This window comes from Ilumatobacter sp. (assembly GCF_965215205.1).
Lineage (GTDB): Bacteria > Actinomycetota > Acidimicrobiia > Acidimicrobiales > Ilumatobacteraceae > Ilumatobacter_A.
In genome coordinates, this window is sequence record NZ_OZ244049.1 from 350193 (window position 1) to 363157 (window position 12965).

13 protein-coding genes are annotated in these 12965 nt (G+C 71.6%); 9 read left to right on the forward strand and 4 right to left on the reverse strand.

Features of this window, described 5'->3' with window-relative positions:
• Position 1 precedes the first annotated feature (1 nt).
• From ACOOHC_RS01770 to ACOOHC_RS01795, 6 genes are all read left to right on the forward strand, one after another.
• Positions 2-856 carry an ABC transporter ATP-binding protein gene (locus ACOOHC_RS01770; protein ID WP_420452298.1) on the forward strand — a complete coding sequence of 285 codons (855 nt, stop codon included), beginning with the start codon at positions 2-4 and terminating at the stop codon, positions 854-856.
• The gene (locus ACOOHC_RS01775) at positions 853-1620 is read left to right on the forward strand and encodes an ABC transporter ATP-binding protein (RefSeq protein WP_420452299.1); all 768 of its coding nucleotides are present in this window, start codon (positions 853-855) and stop codon (positions 1618-1620) included. The genes ACOOHC_RS01770 and ACOOHC_RS01775 overlap by 4 nt, the downstream gene beginning before the upstream one ends.
• Positions 1621-1638: 18 nt before the next feature.
• Positions 1639-3654 (forward strand): ABC transporter permease, encoded by a 2016-nt coding sequence (locus ACOOHC_RS01780; RefSeq protein ID WP_420452300.1) that lies wholly within the window; start codon positions 1639-1641, stop codon positions 3652-3654.
• Positions 3655-3662: 8 nt separating this feature from the next.
• Positions 3663-4529, forward strand: coding sequence for an SDR family oxidoreductase (locus ACOOHC_RS01785; protein ID WP_420452301.1), 867 nt, complete (start codon positions 3663-3665; stop codon positions 4527-4529).
• A 104-nt stretch (positions 4530-4633) separates the two neighbouring features.
• Complete coding sequence (locus tag ACOOHC_RS01790; protein ID WP_420452302.1) at positions 4634-4933, forward strand: DUF1330 domain-containing protein; 300 nt, start codon at positions 4634-4636, stop codon at positions 4931-4933.
• A 144-nt stretch (positions 4934-5077) separates the two neighbouring features.
• Positions 5078-5491 (forward strand): putative quinol monooxygenase, encoded by a 414-nt coding sequence (locus ACOOHC_RS01795; protein WP_420452303.1) that lies wholly within the window; start codon positions 5078-5080, stop codon positions 5489-5491.
• 95 nt (positions 5492-5586) lie between these two features.
• Here ACOOHC_RS01795 and ACOOHC_RS01800 read toward each other — a convergent pair whose 3' ends face one another.
• Genes ACOOHC_RS01800 through ACOOHC_RS01815 form a run of 4 tightly spaced genes read right to left on the reverse strand, consistent with a single transcriptional unit; the run spans position 5587 to position 9495 of the window.
• The gene (locus tag ACOOHC_RS01800; RefSeq protein ID WP_420452304.1) at positions 5587-5868 is read right to left on the reverse strand and encodes a carboxymuconolactone decarboxylase family protein; all 282 of its coding nucleotides are present in this window, start codon (positions 5866-5868) and stop codon (positions 5587-5589) included.
• Between the two features lie 36 nt (positions 5869-5904).
• The gene (locus tag ACOOHC_RS01805) at positions 5905-6090 is read right to left on the reverse strand and encodes a hypothetical protein (protein ID WP_420452305.1); all 186 of its coding nucleotides are present in this window, start codon (positions 6088-6090) and stop codon (positions 5905-5907) included.
• A gap of 7 nt (positions 6091-6097) precedes the next feature.
• Positions 6098-7354, reverse strand: coding sequence for an aromatic ring-hydroxylating oxygenase subunit alpha (locus ACOOHC_RS01810; RefSeq protein ID WP_420452306.1), 1257 nt, complete (start codon positions 7352-7354; stop codon positions 6098-6100).
• The gene (locus ACOOHC_RS01815) at positions 7351-9495 is read right to left on the reverse strand and encodes a molybdopterin-containing oxidoreductase family protein (RefSeq protein ID WP_420452307.1); all 2145 of its coding nucleotides are present in this window, start codon (positions 9493-9495) and stop codon (positions 7351-7353) included. The genes ACOOHC_RS01810 and ACOOHC_RS01815 overlap by 4 nt, the downstream gene beginning before the upstream one ends.
• A gap of 227 nt (positions 9496-9722) precedes the next feature.
• On the opposite strand from ACOOHC_RS01815, the gene ACOOHC_RS01820 reads away from it, so the two are divergent.
• The 3 genes from ACOOHC_RS01820 (at position 9723) to ACOOHC_RS01830 (ending at position 12945) form a co-directional block, all read left to right on the forward strand.
• Positions 9723-10706, forward strand: coding sequence for a TIGR03621 family F420-dependent LLM class oxidoreductase (locus ACOOHC_RS01820; protein ID WP_420452308.1), 984 nt, complete (start codon positions 9723-9725; stop codon positions 10704-10706).
• Positions 10707-10825: 119 nt separating this feature from the next.
• Positions 10826-12115, forward strand: a complete 1290-nt coding sequence (locus ACOOHC_RS01825; protein ID WP_420452309.1) for a cytochrome P450 — start codon at positions 10826-10828, stop codon at positions 12113-12115.
• On the forward strand, positions 12112-12945 hold the full coding sequence (locus ACOOHC_RS01830; RefSeq protein ID WP_420452310.1) for an SDR family NAD(P)-dependent oxidoreductase: 834 nt from the start codon (positions 12112-12114) through the stop codon (positions 12943-12945). The genes ACOOHC_RS01825 and ACOOHC_RS01830 overlap by 4 nt, the downstream gene beginning before the upstream one ends.
• Positions 12946-12965 lie beyond the last annotated feature (20 nt).

Below are 12965 nucleotides of genomic sequence, written 5' to 3' on the forward strand. Positions count from 1 at the left end.
CATGGCCCTCCTCGAAGCACGTGGCCTGACCGTCAGCTACGGCGGCCTGCACGCGAACGAGCTCGTCGACCTCGACTGCGAGACCGGCAAGCTCGTCGGACTGATCGGGCCGAACGGAGCCGGCAAGACGACGTTCATCGACGCGATCACCGGGTTCACCCACGTGAGCGCCGGCTCGGTCACCTTCGACGGCAAGGACCTCGCCGGGATGCAGCCCCACGCCCGCGCCCGCCTCGGGTTGACCCGCACCTTCCAGTCGCTCGAGCTGTTCGAGGACCTGTCGGTGCGCGACAACCTGATGGCGGTCGCCCAACCGGCGCGCTGGCACTCCGTCGTCACCGACGTCATCGTCCCCGGCCGGTTCCAGAAGCCCTACGAGGAACAGGTCGACTGGGCGATGTCGAAGATGCGACTCGGTCACCTCGCCGACCGCCTGCCGAGCGACCTCAGCCACGGCCAGCGCAAGCTGATCGGCGTCGCACGAGCGCTCGCCGCCCGCCCCAAGCTCGTCCTCCTCGACGAGCCGGCGGCCGGGCTCGACACCGCCGAGAGCCAGCTCCTCGGCAACCACCTGCGCGAGTTCCTCTCCCACGACATGAGCCTGTTCCTCATCGACCACGACATGGGGTTGGTGCTGAACGTCTGCGACTACATCTACGTGCTCGACTTCGGCCGGATCATCGCCCACGGCACCCCCGCCGAGGTGCGCGCCGACCCCGCGGTCATCGCCGCCTACCTGGGCGAGTCCGCCGGCGAGGCCCAGGCGAAGGACGGCGCGTCGTTCGGCGGCGGCGCACGCACCGTCGACCCCGACACGATCCCGGAAGCGACCGACGACGCTGCGGAGGCGACATGACCGACACGACGACGACCACCACGACGACCGACACCGGCGACGGTCTGCTGATCGACGTGCGCGGACTCCACGCCGGGTACGGCGGGATCGCCGTCGTGCGCGACCTCGACCTGACGGTCGGACCGGGGGAGGTGGTCGCGCTGCTCGGACCGAACGGTGCCGGCAAGACGACCACCCTGCTCACCCTCTCCGGTCTGCTGACCCCGATCAAGGGGACGGTCGAGGTCCTCGGCGAACCCGTCGACGGCAACCGGCCGCACCTGATCCCACGTCGCGGTCTCGCCCACGTGGCCGAGGACCGTTCGCTGTTCTTCGACCTCACCGTGGACGAGAACATCCGGCTCGGCCTCACCGGCGACCGCGGGTCGCGCACCGAGGCCTACGAGCGGGCGATGGATCTGCTCCCGGCGTTGCGTCCCCTCGGCGGACGCATGGCGGGGCTGCTGTCCGGTGGTGAGCAGCAGATGCTCGCGATGGCGCGTGCGCTCGTGTCCGAGCCGAAGTGCCTGCTCGTCGACGAGATGAGCCTCGGGCTCGCCCCGATCATCGTCGAGCGGCTGCTCCCGATCGTGCGCGACATCGCGAACGAGACCGGGTGCGGTGTCCTCGTGGTGGAGCAGCACGTGCACATGGCGCTCGAGGTCGCCGACCGGGGGTACGTGCTGAACCACGGGCAGGTGCAGCTCGCCGGGAGCGCGGCCGAGCTGTCGGCCAACCGGAGCGTGCTCGAGGCGAGCTACCTCGGTGAATCCGCCCTGGAGTGACCGGGCGGACCCGGGGTCGTGACGACCTGGGCCTTCTTCCTCCTGCTGGGCGTCGGGACCGGAGCGCTGTACGCGGCGTTCGCCACGAGCATCGTGATCACCTACCGCGGCAGCGGGGTGGTCAACCTCGCCGTCGGCGCGCTGGCGATGATCCCGGCGCTCACCTACGCCGAGCTGCGCACCTCGGGCGACCTCGTCCTCCCGGTCGTCGTCGTCCCCCACCGACACCCGCTCGGTGATCCGCTCGACTTCCTCCCCGCCGCCGGGATCGGCGTGGCCGTCGGGCTCGCCGTCGCCGCGGTCGTCCACCCCCTGGTGATCCGTCGGCTGCGCGCCGCGCCTCCGGTCTCCGCGATCGTCGCGACCATCGGGCTGACCCTCGTCCTGCAGGGACTCGCCGCACGGAACTTCGGCAACGTGACGGTGCGCACCCCCCGGGTCCTGCCCGACGGGGTCGTGTCGCTGCTCGATCGGCCGTTCCCGGTCGACCGGCTGTGGATGGCGGCCACCGTGATCGTGATCGCCTCGGCGGCGGTCGTCGTGTACCGCGTCACCCGGTTCGGCCTCGCGACGCGCGCCGCGTTCCTCAACGAGAAGGGCGCGATCCTCCTCGGCCTCGAGCCGGCTCGTCTGGGGTTCCGCAACTGGATGGTGGCGGCGGCGATCTCGGCGGTCGTCGGCGTCCTTGCGTCGTCGCTCGGCGGCGTGGGCCCGTTCACGTTCGCCCTGTTCGTCGTCCCCGCCCTCGCCGCCGCTCTCGCCGGTCGGCTCCGCTCGATCCCGATCAGCGTCGGGGCCGCCCTCGCGATCGGCGGGTTCGAGGCGATCGCGGTGCACCTCGTCGCACGCCGCCAGGTGCCGACCTTTCTCCTCGGCGGGATCAGCTCGCTCGTCCCGTTCCTGGTGATCGTGGTGATGCTGTTCGCGTTCGGATCGACGTTGCCCACCCGAGGTGCCTCGGCGATCGCCGCGCCGCTGCCGCCGGCCGGGCGATCCGGCGCGTGGTGGTGGTGGGTGGGGGCGATCGGGGTCGCAGCGGTCGCGCTCGCGTCGGACGACTCCCGCGTGCGGTTCGCGACGACCCAGACCCTGTTCGTCACCACCCTGCTGCTGTCGATCGTGGTGCTCACGGGGTTCGTCGGGCAGGTGTCGCTCGCGCAGCCGTCGTTCGCCGGGCTCGCCGCGTTCACGCTGTCGCGCGTCGACACCGCGCTCGTCTTCCCGGTGGCTCCGCTGACCGCGATCGCGGTCACCACCGTGATCGGGACCCTGGTCAGCGTCCCGGGCCTGCGCGTCCGCGGGGTGCAGTTCGCGATCGTCACCCTCGCCGTCGCGGTCGTGTTCGACGACCTGCTGTTCCGGAGCCCGACCTTCGTCGGTGGCGACGGGATCGCCCGGGTGACGTCTCCCGTGCTGTTCGGCGTCGACCTCGGCATCGCGGGTGGCGGGCAGTTCCCGCAGCGTCGCTTCGGGTTCGCCGTGCTCGCCGTGACGGTCGTGTGCGCCCTCGCGCTCGAGGCCGTCCGACGGGGCTCCCTCGGCCGGCGCTTCCGCGCGGTCCGATCGAACGAGGGGGCCGCCGCGGCGGGCGGGATCGACGTCGTGCGCACGAAGATCGTCGGCGCCGCGATCGCGTCGGCCGTGGCGGGGACGGCGGGGGTCGTGTTCGCCTACCGGTCGACGACGTTCACCGGCGCCGGGCTCGGCGCGCAGGAGGGCTTGGCGCTGCTGGCTCTCGCCTACCTCGGCGGCATCGGGTCGACGGCCGGGGCGGTGATCGGCGGCCTGCTGGCGCCCTCGGGGGTGCTGATCGTGGTCCTGCTGGGCGGGGGGTCCACCATCGAGCAGTACCTGCTGACCGGATCGGCGTTGGTGGTCGTCGCCGTCAGGTACCCCTACGGGCTCGTCGGCGCCGCCGAGGCCCTGCGAGCGTCGCGCCGTCGGAACCCGCACGCCGGCGTGTCCGACGACGAGCCCGTCGATGCCGACGCACCGGAGCTCGTCTTCGTCCCGGTCGAGGCGGATCGGCGATGATGGCACCGATGGGCGACGCGACGACTCCCCCCGAGCGGCCCTTCGCCGTCGACCTCCTCGCCGGGCGCACCGCGCTGGTCACGGGCGGGGGCACGGGGCTCGGCCGGGCGATCGCCGAGGGCCTGTCGCAGGTCGGAGCGCGCGTGGTGATCGCAGCGCGCCGAGAGGAGCCGCTGCGCGCCGCCGCCGCCGAGATCACCTCGGTCACCAGCAACCCGGTCGACGTCGACCTGGTCGACATCCGCGACCGCTCGACGGTCGAGGCGCTCGCGGACCGCCACCGCGTCGACGTGCTGGTGAACAACGCCGGCGGCCAGTTCCCGCAGAAGGCGCGCGACTTCAGCGAGAACGGGTGGAAGAGCGTGATCGACCTCGACCTGAACGGGACCTGGGCGATGACCCAGGAGTTCGGGCGGCGGATGCTCGACGGCGGTGGGGGCTCGATCGTGCAGATCGTCGCGATCGTCGGTCGCGGGTTGCCCGGGATCGCGCACAGCGCCGCCGCCCGGGCGGGGGTGGTCGAGCTGACGCGGACCCTCGCGTACGAGTGGGGGCCGAGCGTGCGGGTCAACTGCGTCGCACCCGGGGCGTTCCGCACGGAGGGGTGGGAGTCGACCTACGACGACGAGGTCGGCCAGGACATGTCCGGCGTCCCGCTCCCGTATCCCGGTCGGCCGGCCGACATCGCCAACGCCGTGGTGTTCCTCGCCTCGCCCGCGGCCGCCTACGTCACCGGGGAGTGCCTGAACGTCGACGGCGGCCACGTGCTGCACGGCCCGATCAGCGCCCTCCCCGCCGACTCCTACCCCGAGCGCTCCCGGCCCCCGATCCACGCCGGAGCCGACGCGCCCGACGCCGGGCGCGCCGGCGCCTGACGTGGCGGCGGCCGACCCGGTCCGCTCCACCCGAACCACCGCACGACCGCACCACCCGCGGTCATCGACACGATCCGCACCACCGACATTGCTCAGGAGACACCATGACCGCGTACCTCGTCGCCAACTACGACGTCGTCGATCTCGACGCCTACCGCTCCTACCAGCAGCAGGCCTCGCCGTTGATGGCCGGCGGTGCGAAGATCCTGGTCCTCGACGATCGTTCGGAGGCCAAGGAGGGCGAGCCGGGCGCCCAGACCGTGGTCATCGAGTACCCCACGCGCGAGGCGGCCGAGGCGGCGTACGGCTCGGAGGAGTACCAGTCGGTCGTCGGCATCCGCCACGGGGCGACGGCCAACGGGCGCGCGGTCATCGTCGACGGCTTCGAGATGCCGTCGAGCTGAGGCGGCCGGGCCCCGCCGGTCGTCACCGCACCGGTGCGGGGTCGCGTGGCGCATCGGCGCGACCGCTCGCCGAGCCCTGGACCGCCGGGGAGCATCATGCGGCCACTGCTGCCCGATCGGTCGCGACCACCTACGCTCACCCGCATGGCGACGCTGCTCGCGCACATCAGGGTCACACCCGGACACGAGGCCGAGTTCGAGCGGATCGCGCGCTCCCTCTACGACCGGACCCACACCGAGGAGACCGGCGTGCTCCGCTACGAGTACTGGCGCAGCTCGGATCCCTCGCTGTACTACTGCCTGCTCTCCTTCGACGACCACCGCGCGTTCATCGAGCACCAGACGAGCGACCACCACGAGTCCGCGGTGCCCGAGCTGCACCGCTCGATCGACTCGCTCCGCCTCGAGTGGCTGGACCCGGTCGGCGGTGCGAGCCCGCTGCCGCCCACCGAGGAGCAGGACGCCCCGCCCGGGGCGACGGGACTGGTCGCCGAGTACTCGTACCGCTACGCGGCCGACATCGCGCCGTGGTGGGTCGACGCACGCTCGTCGACCTGATACTCGCGACCTGATCCTCGCGGGAGCGAGGTCGCCGCGCTGTCGCCGTGCGCAGCGGTCCGATCCCCGCTCCGAGCCGACGACGGCCGGAGCCCTCAGCTCTCGGGCGGTTCGCGGCTCCACAGGACGTCGAAGTCCCGTGCGATGTCGAGCACCTGGAACGCTCGCCCGATCCCGACGCAGAACCCGCACGTGATCGTCAGCTCGAGGAGCTCGACGTCGCTGAACTCAGCGCGCATCCGCTCCCACAGCTCGTCGTCGATCCCGGTGTGATCGAGGGCGAACTGCTCGGCGAAGCGCGCCGCGAGCCGTTCGCGTGGGGTGAAGTCGGGGTGGTCGTGGTACTGGTTGACGTGCTCGTAGAGCTCTTCGGTCATGCCCTGCTGCATCGCCGATGCAGCCCGAGTGTTCAGTCAAACGTGGCACTCGTTGAGCTGGGCGATGCGCATCCGCGCGACCTCGCGCTCGCGCACGGGCAGGCTCGATCGCTCGTACACCGCCTCGCTCATCGCGTGCAGACCCGTTCCCATGTGGGGTGCGAGCTGCCAGATGCGCGACGCCTCGCGGCCCTCGCCCTCGGGGATGTCGATGCGTGCCATGGGGTTCCTACTTCCTGAACGGTCGTTCCACCGGCGTCGAGTCGAGGAACTCGTCGACGCTGCGATGGAAGGTCTGGTTGCCCGGCTCGTTGCGGCCGAACGTGAACTCGGTGTTCGCTCCCGATCCGAGCGCCGACTGGATGCCGAGCCCGGTGCGGTAGTCCTCCTCGTTGACGACCCACTCGAGGAAGTCGGCACGCTTGAGGGTGGCGGCGCGCTCCTCGTCGTCGGCGTCGGCCGCGATGAGGTGGGTCTGGATCGTGCGCGACCGATCGGGGGTGGGGCCGGGGAGGAGCTGGCTGACCATCGCCCCGCGCCCGCCGTTGCCCGCGACCGACACGTGGGGGAACACGGTGTGCACGAAGCCGACGTGCTTGGCGGGCTGCCACTCGTCGCTCGGGATGTCACGCAGCTCCGGGGTGACGCGCCGGGCGAAGGCGACGCGCTGGTGCGGGCCCCAGGCGTCCCACGTCATGACGTTGCCCATCGTGTCGACGCCGAGGGTGTCCTTGTGGAGGATGTCGAGGTGGTAGCCGTCGAGGTACCCGTCGTAGGCGACCTTCCAGTTCGGGCCGATCAGGTGGCGCTCGTCGAGCAGCTCCATGCCGGCGAGGCCGAGCATGTCGAGGGCGGTGTCGTAGCCGCCGAGCCAGTCGTCGACGTCGAGTTCGGCGCCGGGGGTGAGCACCGTGAACACCATCCCGCTGCGTTCGGCGCAGGCGAGCTCGGTCAGGCCGTGGGTGTCGGTGTCGACGTCGCCGAACTTCGCCCTCCCGGAGATGCCGCGCAGGCCGCCTTCGATGTCGTACGACCAGGCGTGGTACGGGCAGGTGAAGCGGCGGGTCTGTCCGCAGCCCTCCTCGGCGAGCAGCGCCCCGCGGTGCCGGCACGAGTTGACGAACGCCTTGACCCCGCCGTCGTCCTGGCGGACGGTGAGGACCGGCACGCCGGCGATCTCCACGGCGCGGTAGGAACCGGTCTCGGGGAGGTGGCCGCTGAGCGCGGTCACGACCGGGCCGCGCCGGAACAGCGACTCCACCTCGCGCTCCCAGCGGAGCGGGTCGAGGTAGTCGTCGACCGGGACCGTCAGGGTCGACGGGAGCGAGTCCGTGGTGTCCTCGTCGAGGTGGGTGAGCAGTCGGCCGGCGACCTCGTGCCAGTCGGGGCTCCAGTCCCGGCCGCGGTGGTCGGGCTCGTCGGGCTGGGGGAACCGGCCGTAGGCGGGTGCGTCGCTGGACTGCGGGGTGGCTTCGTCGATGCTCATGCGTCGACCTCGGCTTTCTGGATGGAGACGGGGATGGCACTGGAGACGACCATGCCGGTCACGGGGTCGTACCCGGCGTCGGTCGAGACCAGTCGACTGGTGGGCGCGCCGATCTCGCGCACCTCCTCGTCGGTGAGCGAGGTGCCGCCCCACGAGTGGGCCATCGAGATCACGCCCTGCTTGACGTCGGGCGCCGCCTCGACGACGCCGCGCAGGGTCGCGCGAGGTGACGAGACCTCGATGACGTCGCCGTCGACGAGGCCGAGCTCGACGACGTCGCCGGGGTTCATGTAGGCGGGGTTGGTGGTGCCCTTGCGGGCGAGGCCGGGCAGCTCGGTGCCGGTCGAGTTGAGCACGTGCTTGAGGCGGCGGCTCACCAGGCGGAACGGGAACCCCGACACGTCGACGCCGTCGAAGCTCGTCGTGGTCTCGGCGGTCACCTCGGCGAGCTCGGCCATCAGGTCGTCGGGGGCGAGGGTGAAGCGAGCGGTCGCTGCGTCCTCGGGGGCGGTGACGCGCATCTTGGCGTCGGGGTGCACGGTGCGCGGGTTCGCGCGCACCTCGGCGAGGGGCATCCGCGACCCGTGGTAGGCGCGGTCGATGATCTCGTCGGTGCCGGGCCGCTCGGTCATGTCGGGCGACCCGCCGGGGAGCGGGAGATCGGTGCCGAGACGCGACGCCAGCTCCCAGAACACCTCCCACTCGTTGAGCACGTCGCCGTCGCGCTCGACGACCGGTTCGGTGTAGTTGGTGTACGGCGCGCGGAACCAGCGGTCCATCAGGTGGGGGACGTCGGCGCGCTCGAGCGAGAGCGTCGGTGCGACGACGTAGTCGGCGAACCGCGCGGTCGGCGTCATCCGGTGGTCGACCACGACGAGCAGCTCGAGGTCCTCGAGCGCGCGCATCGTCAGCTCCTGGTCGGGGAACGCGACGACCGGGTTGCCGCCGCTCACGATCAGCGCGCGGACGCGGCCCTCGCCCGGGGTCAGGATCTCCTCGGCGAGCGCGGCCGTCGGCATCTCGCCGCGGTACCCGCGCAGGTCGCGGATGCGCGAGGGCGGCCCGTTGGCGGGCGAGCGAGGCGGCACCACCTGGGCGCGGTGCGGCGTCTCGGGGTAGAGCAGCATCCCGTTCTCGATCAGGTCTCCCTCGCGGTTGACGCGCCCGAGGATCGTGTTCAGGGTGACGACGAGGTGCTCGGTCAGGCTCGAGTGGGGGGCCATGTTCGGGCCGGTCCCCGTCCCCGCGGTGCCGCGTGGACCGGCGGCGAAGAGGCGGGTGGCGGCGACGAGATCCTCCCGGTCGATCTCGCAGCGCTCGGCGACGTGGTCCACCGTGAACGGATCGACCGCGGCGGCGAGCTCGTCGAGCTGGCTGACCCAGCGCTCGCAGAACTCGTGGTCCTGGAGGCCCTCGTCGAGGACGAGGCGGATCATCCCGGCCATCAGCGCCGGGTCCTGGCCGGGGCGCACCTGGAGGTGGACGTCCGCGAAGGAGGCGAACTCGGTCCGTCGCGGGTCGACGACGATCAGCTTCATCCCCTCCGCCCTGCGGCGGCGCATGACGACGAACGGGTTCGTCCCCTGGAGGCCGCCGAGCGGGCCGTACGACGAGACCATCGGGTTGTACCCGATCGCCATGTGGACGTCGGAGTCGGTGAAGTTGTGGTAGCCGCCCTCCCAGCCGCCGAGGCGGAGCGGGGCGAGGCCCTTGGCGGGCTGGTCGATGGTCACCGAGGTGTAGAACGACACCGAGCCGAGGCCCTGGTGGAACGCGCGCGCCGCGGGGACCGCGACCGAGTTCTGGTACCCGCCGGTGCCGGTGTACGAAGCGACGGCGCGCGGGCCGTGGGCGTCGATGATCGAGCGCAGGCGCTCGGCGATCTCGTCGAGCGCGTCGCCGCTCGCGATCTGCTCGAAGGTGCCGTCGGCCCGGCGCCGCAGCGGGGCGCGCAGGCGACCGGGGTCGGCCATCTGGTCGGGGAGCTGGCGACCCTTGATGCAGGTGTAGCCCTCGAACAGCGGGTCGTCGGTGACGCCGCGCACCGCGGTCACGCGGCCGTCGGTGACGTCGACCTCCATCGGGCAGCTGGCGTGGCACACGCGGCAGAACGTGTGCTGGGTTCGCGTGGGGCTCGGCATCTCCGGTTCTCCGATTCTTTCCGTACGTTCGTAAACTAACTCCTCGACCGGTTCCGTGACGCAGCGGGGGCGGTCCGCGTGGGGGCCGCCGGACTCCGCCACGTACCAGCGCCGGGCGATCGGGTACCGTCCGCGTGAATCAGTCGGACGGCACGATCGGGGGACCTGATGCATCGAGGCACTCAGCGACGGAGACCGGAGGCGCACGGCGCCGGCGGGGTCGCGCCGTGAGCCGGCCGTTCCGGTTCGGGCTCCAGAGCTACGCCGCCGACACCGCGGAGGACTGGCGCCAGCAGGCGCGGCGAGCGGAGTCGATGGGGTTCTCGACGTTCAGCGTCGCCGACCACGTGATCGGCCCCGGTCCGGCCCTCGCCGCCACCAACCACCCCGTCCAGAACGTCGCGGCGGTCCCCGCCATGGCGGTCGCGATCGAGGCGACCGACACGATCAACATCGGTTCGCGCGTCTTCTGCACCGACTACCGACAGCCGGTGATGTTCGCCAAGGAGCTGGCGACGCTCGACTTCTTCGCCGACGGTCGCCTCGAGCTCGGGCTCGGGTGCGGGTGGTTGCAGGGCGAGTACGAGGCCATGGGGGTCCGGTGGGATCGCGCCGGGGTCCGCATCGACCGCTTCGAGGAGACGATCGACCTGCTGCGCCAGCACTTCGGCGCCGGCGAGGTCGACATCTCGGGCGAGCACGTCGAGGCGACGGGCTTCGAGGGCGTGCCCAAGCCCGCCGACGGGGTCCCCCCGATCATGATCGGCGGCGGGGCGAAGCGGATCCTCGGCATCGCCGGGCGCGAGGCCGACATCGTCAGCCTCAACTTCGACAACAGCTCCGGCAAGATCGGGCCCGACGGGGTCGGCAGCAGCACCGCGGAGCTCACCGAGGCCAAGATCGGCTACGTCCGCGACGGCGCCGCCGAGCGCTCCGACGGTCGGGGCTTCGACCACCTCGAAATCGAGATCGGCGCGTACTTCACCGTCGTCACCGACGACCGTACGGGGACCCTCGGCCAGATGGCCCCGATGTTCTCGCTCGAGCCCGACCAGCTCGCCGAGCACCCCCACGCGCTGATCGGCTCGGTCGACGCGATCTGCGACCAGCTCGCCGAGCGTCGGGAGACCTACGGGATCTCCTACGTCACCTTCGGCGCCTCGGTCGTCGACGCCGTCGGTCCGATCGTCGAGCGCCTGTCGGGCACCTGAGCCACGACCGGGCACCCACGACTGCCCGACCCCACGACCACGACGCGACACCGACGACCACCACGACATCGACACCACGACATCGACACCACGACGACACCGACGACGAGGACCACGACATGACGACCACCGAGAACGTCGGGAGCGAGATCGACCCCGCCGCGTTCAACCCGTTCGACGGCGACACCCTCCAGTGCCCGTTCCCGCACTACGAGACGATGCGCGAGCAGGCCCCGGTGGTGCACATCGAGGCCCTCGACATGTACCTGGTGACCCGCTACGACCTCGTCCTGGAGGTGGTGCGCGACATCGAGACGTACTCCTCGGAGTTCGGCGGGGCGAGCATGCCGATCCCGGCCGAGAACCGGGCGCGCATGGAGGAGGTCCAGGCCGAGGGCTGGCCACGGGTCCCGACGATGCTCACCGCGGACCGCCCCGGCCACACCCGGTACCGGCGGCTGATCTCGAAGGCGTTCACCCCGAAGGTGATCGAGGAGCTCGAGCCGGTGATCCGCTCGATCACGACCCGCCTGATCGACGCGTTCATCGACGACGACTCGATCGAGTTCGTCGAGCAGTTCGGCGTCCCGCTGCCCGTCGAGGTGATCGCCCACGCGCTGAACGTCCCCGACTCGCGCCTCGCCGACTTCAAGCGGTGGTCGGACGACTCGATCGCCGGGATCGGCACCAACATCGGCCTCGAGGAGCGCCTCGAGGCCGAGCGCGGGGTCAACGAGTTCCAGCACTACTTCGCCGAGCAGCTCGAGCTGCGCCGGACCGAGCCGCAGGACGACCTGCTGACCAACCTGCTCAACGCACGCGTCGACCACGACGATCCCGACATCGACGACGACCGCCCGCTCGACATGGCCGAGATGCTGAGCATGGTGCAGCAGCTCCTCGTCGCCGGCAACGAGACGACCACGAAGCTGCTGACCGAGATGGTCCGTCTGCTCGCCGAGAACCCCGAGCAGTGGCGCGAGCTGCGCAGCGATCCGTCGCGCGCCTCGCTCATCGTCGAGGAGGGGTTGCGCCTGTCCACACCGACGCAGGGGATGTTCCGGATCGCGACGAAGGACCACGAGCTGGACGGGGTGGCCATCCCGAAGGGGGCGCGACTCGTCGTCGTGTTCGCCTCGGCCAACCGCGACGAGGAGCTCTTCGCCGACCCCGACGCGTTCGATCCCGACCGTGACCACCTGCGCGACCACCTCGCGTTCGGCAAGGGGATCCACTTCTGCCTCGGCGCCGCGCTGTCGCGCCTCGAGGGGCGCGTGGCGCTCGAGGAGCTGTCCCGGCGCCTCGACACGATCGAGCTGACGGAGTCCAACGAGTTCCGCTACTTCCCGAGCTTCCTGCTGCGCGGGCTCACCCGCCTCGACGTCGACATCACGGCGGCGGACCGATGACGTCGCAGGAGTCCGCGACGGGGTCGCTCGCCGGCAAGGTCGCCGTCGTCACCGGGTCGAGCCGCGGGATCGGCCGGGGAACCGCGATCGCCCTCGGCGAGCAGGGCGCGACGGTGTACGTCACGGGTCGCACGACCGGCGACGACGGTCTGACGATCGACACGGCGGCCGCCGCGGTCGACGAGGCCGGCGGTCGGGGCATCGCGGTGCGGACCGATCACGGCGACGACGCCCAGATCGAGGCGCTGTTCGCCCGCGTGGCCGACGACGAGGGCCGCATCGACGTGCTCGTGAACAACGTCTACAAGATCCCCGACCCCCCGGCGTGGGGTGGCGGGTTCTGGGACCACCCGGTCTCGATCTGGGACGACCAGGTCGGCATCGGGCTGCGCGCCCACTACGTCGCGTCGTGGCACGCCGCACCCCTGCTCTTCGCCGCGGCTCCCGGGTCGTTCGTCTGCAACGTGTCCTCGCCCGGGGGGCAGAGCTACCACTTCTCGTCGTCGTACGGGGCGGGCAAGGCGGGCCTCGACCGGCTCAGCGCCGACATGGCCGTCGAGCTCGAGCCGAAGGGCGTCGCGTGCGTGTCGCTGTATCCCGGCAGCGTGTCGACCGAGTTCATCGTCGAGACGCGCGACACCGATCCCGCCGAGATGGACTCCCAGACGCCGCTCGTCGTCGGCCGGTCGATCGCCGCCCTCGCGGGGGCCTCCGACCTGATGGAGAGGTCGGGGTCGATCCAGTGGGTCGAGGACATCGGCGAGGAGTTCGACCTGCGCGACGAGTACGGCCGGCGACCGCCGAAGTACGCGCAGCGCGAGCGCGGGTGACGAGGGGAGTGGTGACCTGA

Bases quoted from the DNA above. Each gene is read 5' to 3' on its own strand.
- ACOOHC_RS01770 (WP_420452298.1), top strand. From the start codon at position 2: ATGGCCCTCCTCGAAGCACGTGGCCTGACCGTCAGCTACGGCGGCCTG.
- ACOOHC_RS01775 (WP_420452299.1), top strand. From the start codon at position 853: ATGACCGACACGACGACGACCACCACGACGACCGACACCGGCGACGGT.
- ACOOHC_RS01785 (WP_420452301.1), top strand. From the start codon at position 3,663: ATGGGCGACGCGACGACTCCCCCCGAGCGGCCCTTCGCCGTCGACCTC.
- ACOOHC_RS01790 (WP_420452302.1), top strand. From the start codon at position 4,634: ATGACCGCGTACCTCGTCGCCAACTACGACGTCGTCGATCTCGACGCC.
- ACOOHC_RS01795 (WP_420452303.1), top strand. From the start codon at position 5,078: ATGGCGACGCTGCTCGCGCACATCAGGGTCACACCCGGACACGAGGCC.
- ACOOHC_RS01800 (WP_420452304.1), bottom strand. From the start codon at position 5,868: ATGACCGAAGAGCTCTACGAGCACGTCAACCAGTACCACGACCACCCC.
- ACOOHC_RS01805 (WP_420452305.1), bottom strand. From the start codon at position 6,090: ATGGCACGCATCGACATCCCCGAGGGCGAGGGCCGCGAGGCGTCGCGC.
- ACOOHC_RS01810 (WP_420452306.1), bottom strand. From the start codon at position 7,354: ATGAGCATCGACGAAGCCACCCCGCAGTCCAGCGACGCACCCGCCTAC.
- ACOOHC_RS01815 (WP_420452307.1), bottom strand. From the start codon at position 9,495: ATGCCGAGCCCCACGCGAACCCAGCACACGTTCTGCCGCGTGTGCCAC.
- ACOOHC_RS01825 (WP_420452309.1), top strand. From the start codon at position 10,826: ATGACGACCACCGAGAACGTCGGGAGCGAGATCGACCCCGCCGCGTTC.
- ACOOHC_RS01830 (WP_420452310.1), top strand. From the start codon at position 12,112: ATGACGTCGCAGGAGTCCGCGACGGGGTCGCTCGCCGGCAAGGTCGCC.